Below are 21,869 nucleotides of genomic sequence, written 5' to 3' on the forward strand. Positions count from 1 at the left end.
CGCCGTGCGCCCCTGGCTCACGCCCGTACACGCCCTCACCGCGGTGATCTGGTCGGCGCTGGGAGCGGCATCGGGGAGAATGGCCCGTATGAGCGATCGTTCCCCCGAGTCCACCGCCCCGCACCGTGCGGGCTTCGCCTGCTTCGTCGGCCGCCCCAATGCGGGGAAGTCGACCCTCACCAACGCACTCGTGGGCACCAAGGTCGCGATCACCTCCAACCGGCCGCAGACCACCCGCCACACCGTCCGCGGCATCGTGCACCGCCCCGACGCCCAGCTCGTCCTCGTCGACACGCCCGGCCTGCACAAGCCGCGCACCCTGCTCGGCGAGCGGCTCAACGACGTCGTACGGACCACCTGGGCCGAGGTCGACGTGATCGGCTTCTGCCTGCCGGCCGACCAGAAGCTCGGCCCCGGCGACAAGTTCATCGCCAAGGAGCTGGCGGGGATCAAGAAGACCCCCAAGATCGCCATCATCACCAAGACCGACCTCGTCGAGTCCAAGGTGGTGGGCGAGCAGCTCATCGCCGTCCACCAGCTCGCCCAGGAGCTGGGCTTCGAGTGGGCCGAGATCGTGCCCGTCTCGGCGGTTGGTGACAGCCAGGTCCAGCTGCTGGCCGATCTGATCGCGCCGCTGCTGCCGGAGAGCCCTCCGCTGTACCCGGAGGGCGACCTCACCGACGAGCCCGAGATGGTCATGGTCGCGGAGCTGATCCGCGAGGCCGCGCTGGAGGGCGTACGGGACGAGCTCCCGCACTCCATCGCCGTGGTCGTCGAGGAGATGATCCCGCGGGAGAACCGCCCGGCCGACCGGCCGCTGCTCGACATCCACGCCAACGTCTACATCGAGCGGCCGAGCCAGAAGGGCATCATCATCGGCCCGAAGGGCTCCCGCCTGAAGGAGGTCGGGATGAAGTCGCGCAAGCACATCGAGGCGCTGCTCGGGACCCCGGTCTTCCTCGACCTGCACGTGAAGGTCGCCAAGGACTGGCAGCGGGACCCCAAGCAGCTCCGCAAGCTCGGCTTCTGACCTGAGGGTGTCCCCGGGGGTCGTCCCCCGGGGGAACACCCGCTAGCGCAGGCGCCGCACCTTCAGCACGTTGTCCGGACGAGTCCCGGGCCGGCCGTCCGGGCCGGTCAGGGGCTGTACGTAGTCCTCCGCCAGGAGGACCTCCCAGTCGCCCTGCGGCAGCTCCAGCTGCCCGAGGACCTCCTCCGGGGTCGGGAAGCCGATCTCGGCGTGCTTGTCCGGGTCCCACGACGGCCCGCCCGCGTGGCCGACCACGAGCAGGATCCCGCCGGGGGCCACGGCGGCGGCGGCCGAGCGCAGCACCCGGTCGCGCGGGAAGTCCCCGTAGTTGTGCAGGAAGCAGGCCGAGACCAGGTCGAACTCCCCGTCGGGGAAGGACTCGGTGAGGTCGTGCCGCTGCCAGTCGACGCGCTCGCCGACCCCGGCCTCCTCGGCGTGTTCGGCCGCACGGCCGAGGGCCACCTTCGAGATGTCGGTTCCGGTGACCTGCCAGCCCTGCCGGGCCAGCCACACCGCGTCGGCGCCCTCGCCGCTGCCCAGGTCGAGGGCGCGGCCGGGGGTCAGGTCCGACACCTCGCGCACCAGGGCCTCATTGGGCCGGCCGCTCCAGATGCGGGTGCTCTCGCTGTAGCGGGCGTCCCAGAACTCCTCGTCCCCGGACTGGTCCTGGTGCGCGTGGTGCTGGTGACCGTGCTGGTGCCGGTGCTCGTGCTCGGACATGCGGGCCTCTTCCTCTGCGGGTTCGCCGGTACGCGTCCGATGCTGCGCCGGAGCCCGGGCCGGGGCAAATAACGTTGCCGTTCCGGCAAACCCGCAGGGTCCCTCAGGCGTCCGCGGGCTCCGCGATCAAGGCCGTCCCCACCCTGCGGAAGCCGACGCGCCCGTAGATGCGGGCCACGTCCTCGTCGCCCGCGGAGAGGAAGACCGTGCGGGCCCCGCGCGCGCGGGCCCGTGCGACCAGGGCCGCGGTGACGCCCAGGGCCAGGCCCTGGCGGCGGGCCGACGGGAGCGTGCCCACGCCCACGACCTCCGCGACGTCCCCGACCGGGTTGTACTGCCCCGAGCAGAGCACGGCGCCGTCCCGGACCGCCGCCGCCAGACCCGTGCGGCCCGAGGCGAGCATCGAGGCCACCCGGGCCCGCCGCTCCTCGGCCGACGGGTCCTGCATCGCCGCCCGGAGCTCCTCCGGGCCGGCCTCGCCGATCGCCGTGCCCGGGTCCGAGAAGGCCAGGGCGGGCACCGTCACCGCGGCCGCCAGCAGCGGGTCGTCCGCTTCGAGCAGGTGCACCAGCGGGTGCGGGGGCAGTTCCTCGGCCGTTTCCAGCACCATCAGCGGGTGCGCGTGGACGTGCAGCCCAGCCGCCTCCACCGCCGCGCGCAGCGAGGGGCTGGTTTCGGCCACCCACTCGAAGGCCTCGGGCACCTTCAGCTCCCGCTGACGGACCCGGACCCGCTCGACGTCGGCCGCGGTCGCGTCCGGGCCGCCGAGCGCGGGGCGCGCGTAGTACGGCCAGCCCTGGCCCTCCTGGACGAAGAGGGTCAGGGACCCGAAGTCCTCGGCGCGGGCCCCGCCCACCCGCGGCACGGTGTCGTAGTACCGCTCGAGCTCGGACAGCACGGAATCGATCATGTGGTCGGTCATCCGGACATCCAAGCAAAGAGCCGCCCCTCGGGCACCTGCTTTCAGGCCCGCCCGAGCCGCTCCGCGCCGAGGGCCGCCGTCAGGCGCCTTCCTTGAGGACGCGCGAGATCAGGGCCCGCTGCGCGTCCGACAGGTCCGGCTCGTGGCAGGAGACGGTCCGGCCGTCCACCGTGATCCGGTACGAGAACCCGTCCCGCACCCGGTCCGCCGCGTGGCCCGGCGGACCGGACCGCAGCGCCAGGTGGGCCAGGGCCCGCCACTCCTCCTCGTCGGGCATGCCCGAGGTGTCCACCTCGGCCCGGCGCTCGATGCCCGCGAAACCGCCCGTCCGCTCCACCTGAATCCGCATGACCGTCTTTCTACTCCAGACGGGCCCCGCTACCCCAGGCCCCCGCTACCCCAGGCCCACGGTGGACCAGGCCTTCTGGAGCGCCTGGTGCTCCGCGCCGCCCTCTCCATACAGGCTCACGGCCGCGGCCACCGACAGCCGGGCGAAGTCCGCGAAGTCGGCGTCCGGGGCCAGCTCCCCGCCCGTGAGGGTGGCGTACCAGATCCGCCCCGCCCGCTCCCACGCCTTGCCGCCCAGTTCGGTCGCGGCCAGGTAGAAGGCGTGGTTGGGGATGCCGGAGTTGATGTGCACCCCGCCGTTGTCACGGGAGGTCCGCACGTAGTCGTCCATCGTCGCGGGCTGCGGGTCCTTGCCGAGCTCGTCGTCGTCGTACGCGGTCCCGGGCGCCTTCATCGAGCGCAGCGCGACCCCGGACACGTTGGGGCCCAGCAGACCGGCCCCGATCAGCCAGTCGGCCTCCTCCGCCGTCTGCTCCAGCGAGTACTGCTTGATCAGGGAGCCGAAGACGTCGGACATCGACTCGTTCAGGGCGCCGGACTGCCCGTAGTACTCCAGGTTCGCCGTGTGCTGGGTGACCCCGTGGGTCAGTTCGTGGCCGATGACGTCCAGCGACACGGTGAAGTCGAGGAAGAGGTCCCCGTCCCCGTCGCCGAAGACCATCTGCCGGCCGTCCCAGAAGGCGTTGTTGTAGTCCTCGCCGTAGTGGACGGTCGCGTCCAGGGCCAGCCCGGCGTCGTCGATCGAGTGCCGGCCGAATCCCTTCAGGTACAGCTCGAAGGTCGCGCCGAGCCCGGCGTACGCCCGGTTGACCGTGGCGTCCTGGCCCGCGGGGTCCCCCTCGGCGCGCACCTGCGTACCGGGCAGGCGGGTGCGGTGCTGTGCGTCGTAGATGGTGCGGTTCGGTGCGTCGGAGGCGGGAGCGTCCGGGGTGGCGGTGATCCCGCGGACGGTGGTCATCCGGCGCCGGGTGCGCAGGAGGGAGTCGTGTTCGAGGGTGCGCTGCGCGAGGTCGGCGCGCCGGGAGTCCTCGGAGCGGGCGGCCCTGTCGAGGAGGTGCGGCGGCACGACGGTGCAGAAGACGGGGTGGCGGTGAGTGTGGGAGGCATCCATCTCCGCAATGTGGCAGCGGGTCACGACGCTGTCACTACCTGCCACCATGATTCATTCGGTGGTCTTAAAGGGGTGGCGCGCGGTTGACGGATCGTCCCGACCTGTGGAGGAAGAAAAGAGGTGTAGCTCACAATTGGTGCAAAACGGACGGGTCGGTCTTGCATACTGACACAGGTCCTCGCGTTACGGCGCGGCTCGGTTAGGCTCGGTCCATCATGCGTTTCGGGCTGCTTCTCCTTAGCTGCCGCGGCGAGGGTCTGTAGTCGTAGGCCGGCCCCCTCCCCGCGGAGTTTGGTGTTGCGGTTTTCACGACCGCCGTCGGCCGTCCCAGCGAACTACCGCGGACACGCGAGGAGCCCAACGCCATGAGCCAGCAGCCTTTTGTCGGTCGCCCCACGCCCATCACCAACGCGACCCACACCCAGAAGCCCTCCGGCATGCCGATCCACAAGTACGGCCAGTACGAGCAAGTGGACATCCCGGACCGCACCTGGCCGGACGCCCGCGTCACCAAGGCTCCCCGCTGGCTGTCCACCGACCTGCGGGACGGCAACCAGTCGCTGATCGACCCGATGACGCCCGCCCGCAAGCGCGAGATGTTCGACCTGCTGGTGCGCATGGGCTACAAGGAGATCGAGGTCGGCTTCCCCTCCTCCGGTGAGACCGACTTCGCCTTCGTGCGCTCGATCATCGAAGAGGGCGCGATCCCGGACGACGTCACCATCTCCGTACTGACCCAGGCCCGCGAGGACCTGATCGAGCGGACCGTCGAGTCCCTGGTCGGCGCCAAGCGCGCCACCGTGCACCTGTACAACGCGACCGCCCCGACCTTCCGCCGGGTCGTCTTCCGCGGCTCCAAGGAGCAGATCAAGCAGATCGCCGTCGACGGCACCCGCCTGGTCATGGAGTACGCCGGCAAGCTGCTGGGCCCCGAGACCGTCTTCGGCTACCAGTACAGCCCCGAGATCTTCACCGACACCGAGCTGGACTTCGCCCTGGAGGTCTGCGAGGCCGTCTGCGACGTCTGGCAGCCGGCCGAGGGCCGCGAGATCATCCTGAACCTGCCCGCCACCGTGGAGCGCTCGACGCCGTCCACCCACGCGGACCGCTTCGAGTGGATGGCCCGCAACCTGACCCGCCGCGAGCACATCTGCATCTCCGTGCACCCGCACAACGACCGCGGCACCGCCGTCGCCGCCGCCGAGCTGGCCCTGATGGCCGGCGCCGACCGCATCGAGGGCTGCCTGTTCGGCCAGGGCGAGCGCACCGGCAACGTCGACCTGATCACCCTGGGCATGAACCTGTTCTCGCAGGGCATCGACCCGCAGATCGACTTCTCGCAGATCGACGAGATCCGCCGCACCAGCGAGTACTGCAACCAGATGGAGGTCCACCCGCGCCACCCCTACGCGGGCGACCTGGTCTACACCGCCTTCTCCGGCTCCCACCAGGACGCCATCAAGAAGGGCTTCGACGCCATGGAGGCCGACGCGGCCGCCCAGGGCAAGACCGTCGACGACATCGAGTGGGCCGTCCCGTACCTGCCCATCGACCCCAAGGACGTCGGCCGCTCCTACGAGGCGGTCATCCGGGTCAACTCGCAGTCCGGCAAGGGCGGCATCGCGTACGTCCTGAAGAACGACCACAAGCTGGACCTGCCGCGCCGCATGCAGATCGAGTTCTCGCGGATCATCCAGGCCAAGACCGACGCCGAGGGCGGCGAGGTCACGCCGAAGGCGATCTGGGACGTCTTCCAGGACGAGTACCTGCCCAACCCCGAGAACCCGTGGGGCCGCATCCAGCTGCGCTCCGGCTCCACCGCCACCGACAAGGACGGCACGGACACGCTGACCGTCGAGGCGGTCGTGGACGGCATGGACACGGTCCTGAACGGCACCGGCAACGGTCCCATCTCGGCCTTCTTCGACGCGCTGGCCGGCATCGGCGTCGACGCCCGCCTGCTGGACTACACCGAGCACACGATGAGCGAGGGCGCCTCCGCCGTGGCCGCCTCGTACATCGAGTGCGCGATCGACGGGCGTGTCCTGTGGGGCATCGGCATCGACGCCAACACCACCCGCGCCTCCCTGAAGGCGGTCATCTCCGCCGTCAACCGCGCGGGCCGCTGACCCCGGAGCACGTACACACGCCTGCGTGGACCCCGTCCCTCCTGCCGGAGGGGCGGGGTTCCGCCGCTCCCGGCCGCACGCCGGCGGCCTGTCGTCCCGCACCGTCTCCGGCTCGGGCACCGGCTCCGTACGGATGGTGCCGGACGCCACCGCGTTGACGCGGTCCCCGGCCGATCCCGTGGGCGGCGCCGGCCGCCGGACGGGCCTGCCGCCCGTGCGGCGACCTCGGGAAACGCCGCGGGGGCGGTGGGGCGCAGATCGGCCAAGTCCGCGCGCGGGCCCATGTTGTCTCGTCACACGACTGACGCATCCTCACCGATGTGGCTAACATCACGCCAACCCGGCGACGTTGCCGGAAGGTTACGCGCGGAGGTGCGACGTGCTGCCAGTTCGGGGTGGGGACGGCCGGAAGCTGACGGTCTGGGGCATCCGTACCACCTGGAGCACCGTGGGCGATGGGGAGTTCTTCTGCCCCGGCTGCGGTGGTGACCGCAACTACCGCCGACGCACCGGTCGGCGCCGTTTCACCGTCCTCGGGGTGCCGCTGCTGCCGCGCGGCGAGGAGGGGCCGGTCGTCGAGTGCCAGGGCTGCCGGGCGCGCTTCGGCACCGACGTCCTGGACCACCTGACCACCACCCGGTTCACGGCGCTCCTGCGCGACGCCGTGCACACCGTGGCGCTGGCCGTGCTCGCCGCGGGCGGGACGGCCTCGCGCAGCGCGCTGGAGGCCGCCGCGTCCGCCGTACGGGCCGCGGGCTTCCAGGACTGCGGCGAGGAGCAGCTGGAGTGCCTCGTGGAGGCGCTGTCCGCCGACGAGGGCCGGCTCGGGCTGTACGGCGTCCCGGAGTGCTGCGGGGCCGCCCTGTCGATCGAGCTCCACGAGGCGCTGGAGCCGCTGGCTCCGCACCTCGCGGGCCCCGGCCGCGAGTCGATCCTGCTCCAGGGGGCCCGTATCGCCCTCGCGGACGGCCCGTACATCCCGGCCGAGCGCGAGGTGCTGTCGACCGTCGGGGCGGCGCTGCGGATCGACGCGGACGAGGTGGCCCGGCTGCTGTCGGCGGTGCGGGCGCCGTAGAGGGGCCCGGTTCGCGTAAGACCCGGTTCGTGTGAGACCCGGTTCGCGTGACGCCCTCCGGCAGGCCGCCCGCCTGTCGGAGGGCGTCCGCGTGCCGCGCCGCGTCCGCGATGCGGACTCGATCCGTCCGAAACTGCGCGGTAGGACGTAACGATCCGGCCTCGTGCGGCCGATTCCGGGCCCTGTGAAGGTCAAGTGAACGGCGCGGGCGATCTCTCCGTGCCCCTGGTGTCCACCTGTCGGACGGCCGGAGCGACGGCTTCCCGTGTGTGGATCCGCGCCGCCGTCAGGCCCATTCGCGCACGTCATCGTGGGTGCGCCGGGCGGTGACGCCGCGCGGGCGGACCGCTGTGGACGGCTCGGCGCATACCCCTGTGCGCGAGCCCGCACCACTGGAGAAAGCTACAGATCGGGACGACCAGAGGGTCAACAATTTGTGGAAGTCGACGATATCTGTGAGGCCCCCCACAGGCGTTCAATTCCGGTCACACGACAAGACGGCGCCGTTAACAGAGCGCGGCTTCGATCCTCCTGAGCGTGAACCCACAGACGACCCTGGCGGACCAACGGGTTAGCGACCCACTCCGGCCAGGGGTCACCCAGATCTCCTCTCGGTTACCTACCTCTTTGAAGGGCAAGGCAGAGATGGCACGTGTCGCCGCCCGGCTTTCCACCGATGGAGAGCGGAGCACGCACCCGGTCGACGAGGTGCTCCCCCTCCCCAAGCTCGCGCTGTACGGCTTCCAGCACGTACTCGCCTTCTACGCCGGTGCGGTGATCGTCCCGATCATCGTCGGCAACGCGCTGAAGCTGAGCCCTGAACAGCTCGTCTACCTGATCAACGCGGACCTCTTCACCTGCGGCATCGCCTCGATCATCCAGGCCTTCGGCATCGGCCGGATCGGCGCGCGACTGCCGCTGATCCAGGGCGTGACCTTCACGGCCGTGTCCCCGATGATCGCCATCGGCCTCGGCGCGGGGGGCGGCACCGCGGCCCTGCTCGTCATCTACGGCGCCGTCATCACGGCCGGCATCGCCACCTTCGCCTTCGCCTGGCTGCCCGCCAAGGCGTTCCGGATGGTCATGCGGCTGTTCCCGCCCGTCGTCACCGGCACGGTCATCACCGTCCTGGGCATCGTCCTGATCCCGGTCGGCCTCAACGACGCGGCGGGCGGCCTGGGCAGCCCCGACTTCGGCGACCCGAAGAACTTCGCCTACGCCGGCGGCACGATGCTCTTCATCCTCGTCCTGATGAAGATCGGCAGGCCGTTCCTCTCCAGCATTTCCATCCTCCTGGGCCTGGTCGTCGGCACCACCGTCGCCTTCCTCCTCGGGGACGCGAAGTTCGGCGACGTCGGCCAGTCCGACTGGGTGGGGATCACCACGCCCTTCCACTTCGGCGTCCCGAAGTTCGAGTGGTTCCCGATCGTCCTGATGCTCATCGTCATGCTGATCACCATGGTCGAGACGACCGGTGACACCTACGCCGTCGGCGACATCGTCGGCAAGGACGTCGACAGCGAGACCGTGGCCCGCGCCCTGCGGGCCGACGGCGCGGCCACCGCACTCGGCGGCGTCCTGAACTCCTTCCCGTACGTCGCCTTCGCGGAGAACGTCGGCCTGGTGCGGATGACGAAGGTGAAGAGCCGGTTCGTGGTCGTCGCCGCGGGCGTCTTCATGATCGTCCTGGGTCTCCTGCCCAAGGCGGCCGCGATCGTCGCCGCCGTCCCGCACGGAGTCCTCGGCGGCGCCGCGACCGTCATGTTCGCCATGGTCGCCCTGGCCGGTATCCAGACCCTGGGCAAGGTGGACCTGAAGGAGGAGAAGAACGCGCTGATCGTGGGCGTCTCCCTCGCCTTCGCCCTGCTCCCCGCGACCGTCCCGGTCTTCTTCTCCGAGCACATGGACCCGGACCTGTCCTCGCTCCTCAACAGCGGTGTCACCCTCGGTGCCACGGCCGCCATCGTCCTGAACCTGATCTTCAACGGCCCGGCCAAGGACGACGCCCACGGCGTCGCGGGCGCCGTCGAGGCCATGGCCGTGGCCGCGGCCGTAGCCGTGCCCGAGGCGGAGGCCGAGGAGGCGGCGGCTCCTGAGGACGCTGCCGAGTCCGCTCCCGAGTCCAAGGACTCCCCGGCAGCCATCCCGGCCCCGTCGGACGAGGGCGAAACCGCCCCCGCGTCGACCGCCTGACCCTCCCAAGGGGTGTCCCCGGCCGGCGCCAGCCCGGCCGGGGACGCTGCCGTCCACGGACCGCCCCTGACCGTCCCGTGACCGCCTCGCCCGTCGCCCCGTCCCCGTACGGGACAATGGGCGCATGAGTCTGTTCCGCGACGACGGCATCGTGCTGCGCACCCAGAAGCTGGGTGAGGCGGACCGCATCATCACGCTGCTGACCCGGGGTCACGGCCGGGTGCGGGCCGTCGCGCGCGGCGTCCGGCGTACGAAGTCCAAGTTCGGGGCCCGGCTGGAACCTTTCTCCCACGCCGACGTGCAGTTCTTCGCCCGCGGCAGCGAGCTCATCGGCCGCAGCCTCCCGCTCTGCACCCAGACCGAGATCATCGCCCCGTACGGCAACGGCATCGTCACCGACTACGCCCGCTACACCGCCGGCACCGCCATGCTGGAGACCGCCGAGCGGTTCGCCGAGAACGAGGGCGAGCCCGCGGTCCAGCAGTACCTGCTGCTCGTCGGCGGCCTGCGCACCCTCTCGCGCGGCGAACACGAACCGCACCTGATCCTCGACGCCTTCCTGCTGCGCTCCCTCGCCGTCAACGGCTACGCGCCCAGCTTCGACGACTGCGCGAAGTGCGGGATCCACGGCCCCAACCGGCACTTCTCCGTCGCCGCGGGCGGAGTGATATGCGGTGACTGCCGGGTGCCCGGCAGCGTCGTACCCTCGTCGGAGGCCATCGCCCTGCTCAGCGCGCTGCTGACGGGCGACTGGGGGTACGCCGACGCGTGCGAGGCACGCCACGTGCGGGAGGGCAGCGGGCTGGTCTCGGCCTATTTGCACTGGCATCTGGAGCGCGGGCTACGCTCCCTGCGATACGTCGAGAAATAGGAGCTGGGCACATGGCACGACGCGGAATTCTGGGACGCTCCCGCCGCGAGTACAAGGTTCCCGAGCCGCACCCGTCCGGTGAGCGCCCCCCGCGGATCCCCGGCGAGCTGGTCCCGAACCACGTCGCGGTCGTCATGGACGGCAACGGCCGCTGGGCCAAGGAGCGCGGTCTGCCCCGCACCGAGGGCCACAAGGTGGGCGAGGGCGTCGTGCTCGACGTGCTCAAGGGCTGCCTGGAGATGGGCGTCAAGAACCTCTCCCTGTACGCCTTCTCGACGGAGAACTGGAAGCGCTCGCCCGACGAGGTGCGCTTCCTGATGAACTTCAACCGCGACGTCATCCGGCGCCGCCGCGACGAGATGAACGAACTAGGCATCCGCATCCGCTGGGTCGGCCGCATGCCGAAGATGTGGAAGTCGGTCGTCCAGGAGCTCCAGGTCGCTCAGGAGCAGACCGTCGACAACGACGCGATGACCCTGTACTTCTGCGTCAACTACGGCGGCCGCGCGGAGATCGCGGACGCGGCCCAGGCGATCGCCCGCGACGTGGCGGCCGGCAAGCTCGACCCGTCGAAGGTGAACGAGAAGACCTTCGCGAAGTACATGTACTACCCGGACATGCCGGACGTGGACCTCTTCCTGCGCCCCAGCGGCGAGCAGCGCACCTCCAACTACCTGCTCTGGCAGAGCGCGTACGCGGAGATGGTCTTCCAGGACGTGCTGTGGCCGGACTTCGACCGCCGCAACCTCTGGGCGGCCTGCCTGGAGTACGCCCAGCGCGACCGCCGCTTCGGCGGAGCGGTCCCGAACCAGGCCGAGGGCTCCGCCTGACCTCAGGGTCCCGCCGCGCCGGAGCGCGCGGCCCCGTACGCGAAGACGCCCGGGCCCGTCCGATGTGGACCGGGTCCGGGCGTTGCTGGACCGAACCGCGGGCTCAGGCCGCGGCGGCCGCGCAGTCCGAACAGGTGCCGAAGATCTCCACCGTGTGGGCCACGTTCACGTAGCCGTGCTCGGCGGCGATGGAATCCGCCCACTTCTCCACCGCCGGGCCCTCCACCTCGACCGCCTTGCCGCACTTGCGGCATACCAGGTGGTGGTGGTGTTCCCCGGTGGAGCAGCGGCGGTAGACGGACTCGCCGTCGCTGGTGCGCAGCACGTCGACCTCGCCGGCGTCCGCGAGCGACTGGAGCGTGCGGTACACGGTGGTCAGGCCGACCGAATCGCCGCGGTGCTTGAGCATGTCGTGGAGCTCCTGGGCGCTGCGGAACTCGTCCACCTCGTCCAGGGCAGCGGCCACGGCGGCCCGCTGCCGGGTGGATCGTCCTCGTACTGGCGCGGTATTCATCTCGCCAGGCGCAGTCGCCACCGGTTCCTCCTCGTGTAGGCCTCCGGCCATTGTGCCAGGCGGCCGTCACTCCCAGGCGGCCTCGCGTGGATCATGGCCGGAGTACGCCCCCTCACGGGCCTGATCCCCTAGACCTTGACGTCGTCCCCCGTGCAGACGCCGTCGGCGGCGGCGCGGGCCGCTTCGGCCCGGCGCCGGGCCAGGGGCGCGGACAGCGCCGTCATGCCGATGAAGACGGTGATGGCGAGCAGCACGATCATGGCGCCCGAGGGCGCGTCGACGTAGTACGTGGTGGCCGTGCCGGTCAGGGCGACGGTGAGGCTGATCGCGATGGCCGTGCCCAGGGTGGCGGCGAAGCCGCGGGTGAGCCGCTGGGCGGCGGCGACGGGGATCACCATCATGGCGCTGACCAGCAGCAGGCCGACGATGCGCATCGCGACGGTGACGGTGACGGCGGCGGTCACGGCGATCAGCAGGTTCAGCGCCCGCACCGGCAGGCCGGTGACCCGGGCGAACTCCTCGTCCTGGCAGACGGCGAAGAGCTGGCGGCGCAGGCCGATGGTGACGGCGAGGACGAAGGCGGAGAGGATCGCCATCGCGGTGACGTCCTCGGGCGCGACGGCGGTGATCGAGCCGAACATGGCGCTGAGGAGCTTGGTCGGGGAACCGCCGCCCACGTGCATGATCATCACACCGCCGGCCAGGCCGCCGTAGAAGAGCATGGCGAGCGCGACGTCGCCGCTGGTCCTGCCGCGGGAGCGGATCAGCTCCATGGCGACGGCGCCGAGGACGGCCACCAGCGTGGCCATCCACACCGGGCTGGTGTTCATCACGAAGCCGAGCGCGACACCGGTCATGGCGACGTGGCCGAGGCCGTCACCCATGACCGCCTGGCGGCGCTGGACGAGGTACGTGCCGATCGCGGGCGCGGTGATGCCCACCAGCGCGGCGGCGATCAGCGCGCGCACCATGAAGGGGGAGGCGAGGAGGTCCATCAGCTCAGCAGTCCCGTCCGCAGGGGCTCGGCGTCGTGCGCCGCGTGGGGGTGTACGTGGTCGTGGCCGGGCAGGGCGTGCTGGCCCACGGCCTCCGGAGGCGGTCCGTCGTGCACGACGCAGCCGTCGCGCAGGACGACCGCCCGGTCGATCAGGGGCTCCAGCGGGCCCAGTTCGTGCAGGACGAGCAGGACGGTGGAGCCGGCGGCGACCTGCTCGCGCAGGGCGCTCGCGAGGACCTCCTGGTTGGCGAGGTCCACGCCCGCCATCGGCTCGTCCATGATCAGCAGCTCGGGCTCGACGGCGAGGGCCCGGGCTATGAGCACGCGCTGGTGCTGGCCGCCCGAGAGGGCGTTGACCGAGGCGTCGGCGTAGGCGTCCATGTCGACGAGGGCCAGGGCGCGGTCGACGGCGGCCCTGTCGGCCTTGCGCAGGAGGCCGAAGCGGGAGCGGGCCAGCCGGCCGGAGGAGACGACCTCGCGGACGGTGGCGGGCACACCGCTGGCGGCGGTGGTGCGCTGCGGGACGTACCCGATGCGGGACCAGTCGCGGAAGCGCTTGAAGTCCGTTGCGAAGAGGGACAGCTCGCCGCCGCTCAGCGGGACCTGGCCGACCACGGCACGCACGGCCGTGGACTTGCCGGAGCCGTTGGCGCCGAGCAGGGCGACGACCTCACCGCGGCGGACGGTGAGGTCGATCCCGCGCAGCACGGGTCGCGAGCCGAGCGAGGCCGTGGCCGCGCGCAGGGATATGACGGACTCGCCGTCCGCCGGGCGGGGCGTGGACTGCATGGCTCGCGCCTCCGTTGCTGCTGCCATTACTTGCTACCGAGTGCCTTCTGGAGGTTCTTCAGGTTGGACCGCATGACCTCGAAGTAGTCAGCGCCCTGGGAGGTGCCGGTGATTCCCTCGAGCGGGTCGAGGACGTCGGTCTTCAGGCCGGTGTCCGCCGCGAGGACCTTGGCGGTCTTGTCGCTGGCCAGGGTCTCGAAGAATACGGTGGAGACGTTCTCCTTCTTCGCGACGTCCTGGAGCTCCTTCATCCGGGCCGGGCTCGGCTCGGACTCGGGGTCGACGCCGGAGATGCTCTCCTGGTCCAGGTCGTAGCGCTCGGCGAGGTAGCCGAAGGCGGAGTGGGTCGTGATGAAGGTCCGGGTGGCCGCGTTCTTCAGGCCGTCCTTGAACTCGCCGTCGAGGCCGTTCAGCTTGGCAACCAGCTCGTCGGTGTTCTTCTTGTAGTCCGCCGCGTGGTCGGGGTCGGCCTTCTCCAGGGCCGCGCCGACGCCCTTGGCGATCTCCGCGTACTTGGTGGGGTCGAGCCACACGTGCGGGTCCGCGCCGGCCTCGCCGTGGCCGTGGTCGTGGCCCTCGGCGGCGTGCTCCTCGCCGTCGTGGTGTTCGCCCTCCTCGGCGTGACCCGGCTCGGAGCTGTGGACTTCGAGGGTGGTGAGGGTCGCGGCGTCGACGACGTTCTTCACGCCGGACTGGGCGACGGCCTTGTCGACGGCGGGCTGCAGGGTCTTGAGGTAGAGGACCACGTCGGCTTCGCCGAGCTTCGCGGTCTGCTTCGGGGTGATCTCCAGGTCGTGCGGCTCGACGCCCGGCTTGGTCAGGGAGTCGACCTTCACGTGGTCCTTGCCGATCTGCTCGGCGAGGAACTGCAGGGGGTAGAACGACGCCGTCACGCCGACCTTGCCGTCCTTGCCTGCCGTGGCACTGGTCGCGGAGCAGGCGGTGAGGGCCGTGGCGCCGAGGGCGACGGCGCCGGCGAGGGCGGCGGTGGGTATGAGGCGTCGTACGTTCATGACATCCATTTTCATCAAAAATGGAAACGATTGTCAAAAGCCCAGGCGAGGGGGGTCGTGCCCGCGTGCCTTGGAGGGGAACCGATTTGAAAGGGGGGGTGCGGGCGCCGGTAACCTAAAGACTTCGCCGTTCGTCCTCGTAATGAAGAGAGCACCGTGGCCGCCGACAAGATCGACACCATCGTCAGCCTGAGCAAGCGCCGTGGCTTCGTTTTCCCGTGCAGTGACATCTACGGTGGCTCCCGGGCTGCCTGGGACTACGGCCCGCTGGGTGTCGAGCTCAAGGAGAACATCAAGCGCCAGTGGTGGAAGGCGATGGTCACCGGGCGTGAGGATGTCGTCGGTCTCGACTCGTCCGTGATCCTGGCCCCCGAGGTCTGGGTGGCCTCCGGCCACGTCGCCACCTTCTCGGACCCGCTGACGGAGTGCACCTCCTGTCACAAGCGCCACCGCGCCGACCACCTGGAAGAGGCGTACGAGGCCAAGCACGGCCGCCTGCCCGCCAACGGCCTCGCCGACGTCAACTGCCCCAACTGCGGCGTGAAGGGCCAGTTCACCGAGCCCAAGCAGTTCTCTGGCATGCTGGAGACCCACCTCGGCCCGACCCAGGACACCGGCTCCAAGGCGTACCTGCGCCCCGAGACCGCCCAGGGCATCTTCACCAACTTCGCCATGGTGCAGACCACCTCGCGCAAGAAGCCCCCGTTCGGCATCGCGCAGATGGGCAAGTCCTTCCGGAACGAGATCACTCCGGGCAACTTCATCTTCCGCACGCGCGAGTTCGAGCAGATGGAGATGGAGTTCTTCGTCAAGCCGGGCGAGGACGAGCAGTGGCAGGAGTACTGGATGCAGGAGCGGTGGAACTGGTACCGCGACCTCGGCATCCGTGAGGAGAACATCCGCTGGTACGAGCACCCGAAGGAGAAGCTGTCCCACTACTCGAAGCGCACCGCCGACATCGAGTACCGCTTCAACTTCGGTGGCAACGAGTTCTCCGAGCTCGAAGGCGTGGCCAACCGCACCGACTTCGACCTCAAGGCCCACTCCGCCGCCTCCGGCCAGGACCTCACCTACTTCGACCAGGAGGCCGGTGAGCGCTACACCCCGTACGTCATCGAGCCGGCGGCCGGTGTGAACCGCGCCATGCTCGCCTTCATGCTCGACGCGTACATCGAGGACGAGGCCCCGAACGCCAAGGGCGTCATGGAGAAGCGCACCGTGATGCGTCTCGACCCGCGCCTGGCCCCGATCAAGGTCGCCGTCCTGCCGCTGTCCCGCAACCCGCAGCTGTCGCCGAAGGCCAAGGGCCTCGCCGCCGACCTGCGCAAGAACTGGAACATCGAGTTCGACGACGCGGGCGCCATCGGCCGCCGCTACCGCCGCCAGGACGAGATCGGTACGCCGTTCTGCGTCACCGTCGACTTCGACACCCTGGACGACAACGCGGTGACCGTGCGCGAGCGCGACACCATGAAGCAGGAGCGCGTCTCCCTGGACCAGATCCAGGCCTACCTCGGCAGCCGTCTGCTCGGCTGCTAGGACCACTGGGGCCGGCTCGGCCCGAACGACCGGTGGCCCGGTGCGCTCGCTGCGCACCGGGCCACCGGTCGTTCGCGTACCGCCCTCGTCAGGCCGTGGCTCCCGGGGCGCCCGGGGCCTCGGCTGCCCGTGCGGCCTCGGCCGCGCGGCGCTCGCCCGCCGCCCGGGACCGCTTCGCGTAGAGCGTGGTCCACAGGGCCAGGGCGCCCAGCACCCCGTAGATCATGATCGGGCTGAGGGTCACCATCGTCTTGGTGTCCAGCGCGTAGGCGAGGACGATCCGGACGGCGGCCTCCGCCACGTAGGCGACGCCCCAGACCAGGGTCATGGTGCGCATGGTGGTCCGGAACCCCTCGTACTGCCACAGGCCGTTCCACCAGGCGGTGCTCTGCGGGGTGCCGTCCGTGGCGAACTTGCGGCCGAAGTAGAACATCAGCGGTCGCGCCGCGGCCAGCGTGGCCAGGCACAGCAGCCCGAACAGCCCCGTCACGGCGGAGTCCTTGATCAGCAGCGTCCGGGCCGTGTGGTCGCCGACGAGCGAGACGACGGCCGTGACCCCCAGGAACACCAGCGTGACGACGGCGAACTCGTCCAGCTTGCGCCGCCAGGCCAGGCTGATGGCGCTGTCGAGCACCGGCCAGGCACTGCTGAGGAGCAGCGCCCGGAACTCGCTCCAGCCGTGGTCGTCGACGAGCGTGTTGTACGTGATGATCGGCGCCACGACGTTGAGGCCGATGGTCAGGATCCAGCCGAGGGCGGCCGCGGCCCCCGAGCGGGCTGGAGGCGCGGGTTGTGCTTCGTGGACGGACAAGTTTCCCCCTGGAACGTGCCTGATGAGTGCGGTAAGGGGACCGTAAGGACACCGCGGGGGCGGCGACAAGGTGAAGGCGCCCCAAATGATCATCAAGCTGTCCGGACCAAAGGATTCCGGACAGGTCCCGCCGGGTGTCGCCGGGTTCCGCCGGCCGCCTGTGTCCCGCCAGGCCCGTCAGGCGCGCAGGCCCCGGATGACCAGAGCGGTGACTGCCTCGAACTCGGCGAGGATCGTGGGGGAGAGCCAGTCCGCCGCGTATTGCGGGTCGTGGAAGCGGCCCGTGGCGTAGAAGACCGCGCGGGCGGCCGCCGGTACGTCGTCGGCGGCGAGCGTGCCCGACGCGACGCCCTCGGCGATGATCCGGGCCAGCTGGTCGATCAGCTGGTTCAGATGCGTGTCGACCACGCCGCTGTTCTCGGTGAGCAGCACCGTGTAGGTGGCGAACAGCTCGGGATCGTCACCCGCCTTGTGACGCTTGGCCTCGAAGAGCGCCTCCAGCCACGCCTCCAGCTTGGAGGGCGCACTCGCGGCGGGAGCCGAGGTGATCTCCTCCAGCGCGGCGACGCTCCTGGCGAGCCAGCGGTCCGTCACGGCCTCGCGCAGCGCTGCCTTCGACGGGAAGTGCCGGTAGACGCTGCCGTGGCTGACCCCCAGGGCGCGGGCCACGTCCACCACCGTCGCCTTGGTCGGGCCGAAGCGGCGCAGCACCTCCTCGGTGGTTTCGAGGATGCGCTCGGGTGTCAGGGGCTCGGCCGCGGCGGGGGACATGGGTATGACCGTACCGCCCGGCTCAGCGCTCGCTGTCGAGGTGGGCCATCTGGGCCGCCGGATACCGCTCGCCGGCCGCGGCTCCCGCCGGCACGGCGTCCTCGATGGCGGCCAGGTCGGCCGCGCTGAGGGATATCTCGATGGCACCCAGTGCCTCGGCCAGCCGGTCCCGGCTCCGCGCCCCGACCAGCGGCACGATGTCCTCGCCCCGGGAGAGCACCCAGGCGATGGCGGTCTGGGCGACGCTCACGCCCTTGCCCTCGGCGACCTTGCGCAGGGCCTCGACCAGGTCGAGGTTCCGGTGGAGGTTCTCGCCCTGGAAGCGCGGGCTCATGCCGCGGAAGTCGCCCGCGCCCAGCGCTCGGTCCCGGGCGAAGTGGCCGCTGATCAGGCCGCGGGAGAGTACCCCGTACGCCGTGATGCCTATGCCGAGCTCCCGCGCCGTCGGCAGGATCTCGTCCTCGATGCCGCGGGAGATCAGCGAATACTCGATCTGGAGGTCGGCGATCGGGGCCACGGCGGCGGCCCGGCGCAGCGTGTCGGCGCCGACCTCGGACAGGCCGATGTGCCGCACGTGTCCGGCCTCGACCGCCTCGGCGATGGCCCCGACGGTCTCCTCGATCGGCACGGCCGGGTCCACGCGGGCGATCCGGTAGACGTCGATGTGGTCCCGGCCGAGCCGCTGGAGCGAGTAGGCGAGGAAGTTCCTGACGGCCTCGGGCCGTCCGTCATAGCCGGTGAAACCGCCCTCGACCGTGCGCAGGGCGCCGAACTTGACGCTGGTCAGCGTCCGCTCGCGGGCCGCGGCGGGCGCGGTGCGCAGGGCTTCGTTGATCAGCAGCTCGTTGTGGCCCATGCCGTAGAAGTCGCCCGTGTCGAGCAGCGCGCTCGTGCCGTCGGGGACCGCGTCCAGATAGGCGTGGATGGTCGCGAGGGACTCGGCCCGGTCGGCCGTCCCGTAGAGGGCGGACATCCCCATGCAGCCCAGCCCCAGCGGGAACACGGCGGGGCCGGTGCTGCCGAGGGTGCGGCGGCGGGGGGTGTCGATGGTCGCGGTGGTGCTCTCGTTCGTCGTCATGACAACGAGAATGGCATGACGAGTGACAGATTTCAATATCTGTCACTCGTCAGTGTCGGGACATAGGGCACAGCACGGCAGGGCAAGGCAGGGTGCCAGTGGCGGAAGGGGGAAGTGGTGTCTGTCAGACCCGCGGGACGTCCGCCGCCGCGGCCGGTCCCACCGGAACCTCCAGCGTGCGGGCCGTGCGGTCCGCCGTCGCGCGGGCCCAGGCGCCGCTCGTCGCCGCGCCCACCACCAGGACCAGCAGCCCGCAGACCGAGATGATCCACCGGGCCGGCTGGGCCGCCGTGGAGAAGTCCGCGCCGCCCGCCAGTCCGGCCGCCAGCACCGAGCCGATGACCGCGACGCCCAGGGTGCCGCCGGTCTGCCTGCTGGTGGAGGCGATGGCGGCCGCGACGCCCGCCTGGGAGCGCGGCATCCCGGAGACGGCCGTATTGGTGATCGGCGCGTTGACCATGCCGAAGCCGAGCCCGAAGAGCACGTATCCCGTGAAGAGGAGCGGGGTGGAGGTCTCGGCCTGGAACAGGGCGAACAGCAGCCCGCTCGCCGACATGGCGACGCCCGCGATCAGGAGGCAGATCCGCGGCCCGCGGCTGCCCACCAGCCGCCCCGCCACCGGCGCGAACAGGAAGGTCAGCGCCGCCATCGGCAGCATGTAGAGCCCGGCGTGCAGGGCGCTGAGCCCCCGCACGTCCTGGAGGTAGAGCGTGTTCAGGAAGAGGAACCCGGCCAGTCCGGCGAACGCGCTGATCGCGATCACCGTCGAGCCGCTGAACGGCGCGCTCCGGAAGAACCGGAGATCGATCAGCGGCTCCTCGCGCCGCGGCTCGTAGACCAGCAGCCCCACGAACGAACAGGCGGCCACCAGGGCGCACCCCATGATCAGCGGCGAGCGCCAGCCGGCGGCCGGTCCCTCGATGATCCCGTAGGTCAGGCTGCCGAGCAGGGCGATGACCAGCAGCTGGCCCACCGGGTCCGGCCGGCGCGGCCGCGCGGCCCGGGACTCGGGGATGTGGCGCAGGGTCAGCGCCAGCGCGGCCAGGCCGATCGGCAGGTTGACCCAGAAGATCGAGCGCCAGCCCACGGAGTCCACCAGCAGTCCGCCGATCAGCGGGCCGGCGGCCATGGACAGGCCCGCGACCGCCCCCCAGACGCCGATGGCCCGGGCCCGCTCGGCCGGATCGGTGAAGGTGTTGGTGATGATCGACATCGCCACCGGATTGAGCATCGCGCCGCCGACCGCTTGCACCATCCGGAAGACGATGAGCCAGCCGAGGCTGGGCGCGAGCGAGCACAGCAGCGAGCCGAGCGTGAAGGCCACCAGCCCGGCGACGAACACCTTGCGGCGCCCGATCCGGTCGGCCGTGGAGCCCGCCAGCATCAGCAGCGAGGCCACGACCAGGGTGTACGCGTCGATGCTCCACTGCAGCCCCGCGACGTCGGCGTCGAGCTCGCGGCGCATCGAGGGGAGCGCGACGTTCAGGATGGTGTTGTCGAGGCTGACGATCAGCAGGCTCATGCAGCAGATCGACAGGACGAGCGTGCGCTGCCGGTGACTCGGCTCGATCATGCCGCCGATGCTACGTCCGCCCCACCCCCTCGGCATGCGGGACAATGGGCGGATGACCACGCTCCCTCCGCCCCTCGCGATCGGCCCGCACACCGTGCAGCCCCCGGTGGTGCTCGCGCCCATGGCCGGCATCACCAATGCCCCGTTCCGTACCCTCTGCCGGGAGTTCTCGGGCGGCAAGGGGCTGTTCGTGAGCGAGATGATCACGACCCGCGCCCTGGTCGAGCGCAACGAGAAGACCATGCAGCTGATCCACTTCGACGAGACCGAGAAGCCCCGCTCGATTCAGCTGTACGGGGTCGACCCCACGACGGTCGGCAAGGCGGTCCGCATGATCGTCGAAGAGGACCGCGCCGACCACATCGACCTGAACTTCGGCTGCCCCGTCCCCAAGGTCACCCGCAAGGGCGGCGGCTCTGCCCTCCCGTACAAGCGCAACCTGCTGCGCGCGATCCTGCGCGAGGCCGTCGCGGGCGCCGGCGACCTGCCGGTGACCATGAAGATGCGCAAGGGCATCAACGACGACCACCTCACCTACCTCGACGCCGGCCGGATCGCCGTCGAGGAGGGCATCACGGCGATAGCCCTGCACGGCCGCACCACCGCCCAGCACTACGGCGGCACCGCCGACTGGGACGCCATCGCGCGGCTCAAGGAGCACGTGCCGGAGATCCCCGTGCTCGGCAACGGCGACATCTGGTGCGCCGAGGACGCGCTGCGCATGGTCCGCGAGACCGGCTGCGACGGCGTCGTCGTGGGCCGCGGCTGCCTGGGGCGGCCCTGGCTGTTCAACGACCTGGTGGCGGCCTTCGAGGGGCGCCCGGAGGACTTCCACAAGCCGACGCTGCGCGAGGTCGCGGTGACCATGCACCGCCACGCCCAGCTGCTGGGGGAGTGGATCGGCGACGAGGCGCGCGGGGTGATCGACTTCCGTAAGCACGTGGCCTGGTACCTCAAGGGCTTCGCGGTGGGATCCGAGATGCGGCAGAAGCTCGCGGTGACCTCTTCCCTGGCCGAACTGGACGCTCATCTGAGCGAGCTGGACCTGGACCAGGCCTGGCCCGAGAGCGCGGACGGTCCGCGCGGCCGGACGTCCGGAAACAACCGAGTTGTCCTGCCGGAGGGCTGGCTGAAGGACCCGTACGACTGCGCGGGCATCAGCGAGGACGCCGAACTGGACACCTCCGGAGGCTGACAAATCGCCCTCCGTGGCGCGTGATATACGCCACGCATGGGAGGGGTTTCGCTCAGATGAGCAGATAAATCACGGGTAAGACTTTCAAAGGGTGGCACTGGGTGCCACCCTTTGTTCGTTCAATACTTGAACGCAAATGTATCGATGATCGCTCATCGGAGCAGGTATGAGCCTCAGGAGCCGCCTCCGGCTTCGGGATCTGAACGCTGAGCGAGGGTTCTGACTACCCATGAGTTACTTTCGATCTGCTGGCGCACGGGTGGTTACAGCCGTATGACGACCAAGTGGACGTACCCATAAGCCTTCGATCTGGGTATGTTCCTGGCCGTCAGGGCAGCCACCGAGCCTCGAGGAGTCGAG

20 protein-coding genes are annotated in these 21,869 nt (G+C 70.6%); 8 read left to right on the plus strand and 12 right to left on the minus strand.

Annotated elements, in window-relative coordinates; all coding sequences use genetic code 11:
* The first annotated feature begins 79 nt into the window (after window positions 1–79).
* Complete coding sequence (gene era, locus ACF059_RS17000) at window positions 80–1,030, plus strand: GTPase Era (protein ID WP_392057474.1); 951 nt, start codon at window positions 80–82, stop codon at window positions 1,028–1,030.
* A 42-nt stretch (window positions 1,031–1,072) separates the two neighbouring features.
* On the opposite strand, the gene ACF059_RS17005 is transcribed toward era, so the two are convergent.
* The 4 genes from ACF059_RS17005 to ACF059_RS17020 form a co-directional block, all read right to left on the minus strand.
* Window positions 1,073–1,750, minus strand: a complete 678-nt coding sequence (locus ACF059_RS17005) for a class I SAM-dependent methyltransferase (RefSeq protein ID WP_392057476.1) — start codon at window positions 1,748–1,750, stop codon at window positions 1,073–1,075.
* Window positions 1,751–1,853: 103 nt separating this feature from the next.
* Window positions 1,854–2,672: a GNAT family N-acetyltransferase gene (locus ACF059_RS17010; RefSeq protein ID WP_392057479.1), complete on the minus strand. Its 819-nt coding sequence runs from the start codon at window positions 2,670–2,672 to the stop codon at window positions 1,854–1,856.
* A 79-nt stretch (window positions 2,673–2,751) separates the two neighbouring features.
* Window positions 2,752–3,021 (minus strand): protealysin inhibitor emfourin, encoded by a 270-nt coding sequence (locus tag ACF059_RS17015; RefSeq protein ID WP_392057481.1) that lies wholly within the window; start codon window positions 3,019–3,021, stop codon window positions 2,752–2,754.
* A 45-nt stretch (window positions 3,022–3,066) separates the two neighbouring features.
* Complete coding sequence (locus ACF059_RS17020) at window positions 3,067–4,131, minus strand: M4 family metallopeptidase (RefSeq protein ID WP_392057484.1); 1,065 nt, start codon at window positions 4,129–4,131, stop codon at window positions 3,067–3,069.
* 365 nt (window positions 4,132–4,496) lie between these two features.
* Between ACF059_RS17020 and leuA the strand changes: the two genes are divergently transcribed.
* The 5 genes from leuA to ACF059_RS17045 all read left to right on the plus strand — a co-directional run bounded on the left by leuA (window position 4,497) and on the right by ACF059_RS17045 (window position 11,229).
* Complete coding sequence (leuA, locus tag ACF059_RS17025) at window positions 4,497–6,260, plus strand: 2-isopropylmalate synthase (protein WP_361943830.1); 1,764 nt, start codon at window positions 4,497–4,499, stop codon at window positions 6,258–6,260.
* Between the two features lie 379 nt (window positions 6,261–6,639).
* On the plus strand, window positions 6,640–7,335 hold the full coding sequence (locus ACF059_RS17030) for a TerB family tellurite resistance protein (protein WP_392057487.1): 696 nt from the start codon (window positions 6,640–6,642) through the stop codon (window positions 7,333–7,335).
* A gap of 645 nt (window positions 7,336–7,980) precedes the next feature.
* On the plus strand, window positions 7,981–9,528 hold the full coding sequence (locus tag ACF059_RS17035; RefSeq protein WP_392057490.1) for a nucleobase:cation symporter-2 family protein: 1,548 nt from the start codon (window positions 7,981–7,983) through the stop codon (window positions 9,526–9,528).
* A gap of 124 nt (window positions 9,529–9,652) precedes the next feature.
* Window positions 9,653–10,399, plus strand: coding sequence for a DNA repair protein RecO (recO, locus tag ACF059_RS17040; RefSeq protein WP_360893035.1), 747 nt, complete (start codon window positions 9,653–9,655; stop codon window positions 10,397–10,399).
* Window positions 10,400–10,410: 11 nt separating this feature from the next.
* Window positions 10,411–11,229: an isoprenyl transferase gene (locus ACF059_RS17045; RefSeq protein ID WP_360893038.1), complete on the plus strand. Its 819-nt coding sequence runs from the start codon at window positions 10,411–10,413 to the stop codon at window positions 11,227–11,229.
* Between the two features lie 103 nt (window positions 11,230–11,332).
* Here ACF059_RS17045 and ACF059_RS17050 read toward each other — a convergent pair whose 3' ends face one another.
* From ACF059_RS17050 to ACF059_RS17065, 4 genes are all read right to left on the minus strand, one after another.
* On the minus strand, window positions 11,333–11,743 hold the full coding sequence (locus ACF059_RS17050; protein ID WP_392058137.1) for a Fur family transcriptional regulator: 411 nt from the start codon (window positions 11,741–11,743) through the stop codon (window positions 11,333–11,335).
* 128 nt (window positions 11,744–11,871) lie between these two features.
* Complete coding sequence (locus tag ACF059_RS17055) at window positions 11,872–12,738, minus strand: metal ABC transporter permease (RefSeq protein ID WP_392057494.1); 867 nt, start codon at window positions 12,736–12,738, stop codon at window positions 11,872–11,874.
* Window positions 12,738–13,529, minus strand: coding sequence for a metal ABC transporter ATP-binding protein (locus ACF059_RS17060; protein ID WP_392057497.1), 792 nt, complete (start codon window positions 13,527–13,529; stop codon window positions 12,738–12,740). Before ACF059_RS17060 ends, ACF059_RS17055 begins: the two co-directional genes overlap by 1 nt.
* 26 nt (window positions 13,530–13,555) lie before the next feature.
* Window positions 13,556–14,542 (minus strand): metal ABC transporter substrate-binding protein, encoded by a 987-nt coding sequence (locus ACF059_RS17065; protein ID WP_392057501.1) that lies wholly within the window; start codon window positions 14,540–14,542, stop codon window positions 13,556–13,558.
* A gap of 156 nt (window positions 14,543–14,698) precedes the next feature.
* Here ACF059_RS17065 and ACF059_RS17070 point away from each other — a divergent pair, with 156 nt between their 5' ends.
* Window positions 14,699–16,081, plus strand: coding sequence for a glycine--tRNA ligase (locus tag ACF059_RS17070; RefSeq protein ID WP_392057503.1), 1,383 nt, complete (start codon window positions 14,699–14,701; stop codon window positions 16,079–16,081).
* Window positions 16,082–16,169: 88 nt separating this feature from the next.
* Here ACF059_RS17070 and ACF059_RS17075 read toward each other — a convergent pair whose 3' ends face one another.
* The 4 genes from ACF059_RS17075 to ACF059_RS17090 form a co-directional block, all read right to left on the minus strand.
* Window positions 16,170–16,892: a VC0807 family protein gene (locus ACF059_RS17075; protein WP_392057506.1), complete on the minus strand. Its 723-nt coding sequence runs from the start codon at window positions 16,890–16,892 to the stop codon at window positions 16,170–16,172.
* 177 nt (window positions 16,893–17,069) lie between these two features.
* Window positions 17,070–17,663, minus strand: coding sequence for a TetR family transcriptional regulator (locus tag ACF059_RS17080; protein ID WP_366867139.1), 594 nt, complete (start codon window positions 17,661–17,663; stop codon window positions 17,070–17,072).
* Between the two features lie 22 nt (window positions 17,664–17,685).
* Window positions 17,686–18,741 (minus strand): aldo/keto reductase, encoded by a 1,056-nt coding sequence (locus tag ACF059_RS17085; RefSeq protein ID WP_392057509.1) that lies wholly within the window; start codon window positions 18,739–18,741, stop codon window positions 17,686–17,688.
* Window positions 18,742–18,865: 124 nt separating this feature from the next.
* The gene (locus ACF059_RS17090) at window positions 18,866–20,314 is read right to left on the minus strand and encodes an MFS transporter (protein ID WP_392057512.1); all 1,449 of its coding nucleotides are present in this window, start codon (window positions 20,312–20,314) and stop codon (window positions 18,866–18,868) included.
* A 34-nt stretch (window positions 20,315–20,348) separates the two neighbouring features.
* Between ACF059_RS17090 and dusB the strand changes: the two genes are divergently transcribed.
* Window positions 20,349–21,509 carry a tRNA dihydrouridine synthase DusB gene (gene dusB, locus ACF059_RS17095; RefSeq protein WP_366867210.1) on the plus strand — a complete coding sequence of 387 codons (1,161 nt, stop codon included), beginning with the start codon at window positions 20,349–20,351 and terminating at the stop codon, window positions 21,507–21,509.
* Window positions 21,510–21,869 lie beyond the last annotated feature (360 nt).

The organism is Streptomyces sp. NPDC016562 (assembly GCF_043076955.1).
Classification (GTDB): domain Bacteria; phylum Actinomycetota; class Actinomycetes; order Streptomycetales; family Streptomycetaceae; genus Streptomyces.

Coding starts and splice junctions, on each gene's coding strand:
- ACF059_RS17045 (WP_360893038.1), top strand. CDS start 10,411: ATGGCACGACGCGGAATTCTGGGACGCTCCCGCCGCGAGTACAAGGTT.
- ACF059_RS17035 (WP_392057490.1), top strand. CDS start 7,981: ATGGCACGTGTCGCCGCCCGGCTTTCCACCGATGGAGAGCGGAGCACG.
- recO (WP_360893035.1), top strand. CDS start 9,653: ATGAGTCTGTTCCGCGACGACGGCATCGTGCTGCGCACCCAGAAGCTG.
- ACF059_RS17085 (WP_392057509.1), bottom strand. CDS start 18,741: ATGACGACGAACGAGAGCACCACCGCGACCATCGACACCCCCCGCCGC.
- dusB (WP_366867210.1), top strand. CDS start 20,349: ATGCGGGACAATGGGCGGATGACCACGCTCCCTCCGCCCCTCGCGATC.
- ACF059_RS17055 (WP_392057494.1), bottom strand. CDS start 12,738: ATGGACCTCCTCGCCTCCCCCTTCATGGTGCGCGCGCTGATCGCCGCC.
- leuA (WP_361943830.1), top strand. CDS start 4,497: ATGAGCCAGCAGCCTTTTGTCGGTCGCCCCACGCCCATCACCAACGCG.
- ACF059_RS17015 (WP_392057481.1), bottom strand. CDS start 3,021: ATGCGGATTCAGGTGGAGCGGACGGGCGGTTTCGCGGGCATCGAGCGC.
- ACF059_RS17090 (WP_392057512.1), bottom strand. CDS start 20,314: ATGATCGAGCCGAGTCACCGGCAGCGCACGCTCGTCCTGTCGATCTGC.
- ACF059_RS17050 (WP_392058137.1), bottom strand. CDS start 11,743: ATGAATACCGCGCCAGTACGAGGACGATCCACCCGGCAGCGGGCCGCC.
- ACF059_RS17060 (WP_392057497.1), bottom strand. CDS start 13,529: ATGCAGTCCACGCCCCGCCCGGCGGACGGCGAGTCCGTCATATCCCTG.
- era (WP_392057474.1), top strand. CDS start 80: ATGGCCCGTATGAGCGATCGTTCCCCCGAGTCCACCGCCCCGCACCGT.
- ACF059_RS17010 (WP_392057479.1), bottom strand. CDS start 2,672: ATGACCGACCACATGATCGATTCCGTGCTGTCCGAGCTCGAGCGGTAC.
- ACF059_RS17065 (WP_392057501.1), bottom strand. CDS start 14,542: ATGAACGTACGACGCCTCATACCCACCGCCGCCCTCGCCGGCGCCGTC.
- ACF059_RS17020 (WP_392057484.1), bottom strand. CDS start 4,131: ATGGATGCCTCCCACACTCACCGCCACCCCGTCTTCTGCACCGTCGTG.
- ACF059_RS17080 (WP_366867139.1), bottom strand. CDS start 17,663: ATGTCCCCCGCCGCGGCCGAGCCCCTGACACCCGAGCGCATCCTCGAA.
- ACF059_RS17005 (WP_392057476.1), bottom strand. CDS start 1,750: ATGTCCGAGCACGAGCACCGGCACCAGCACGGTCACCAGCACCACGCG.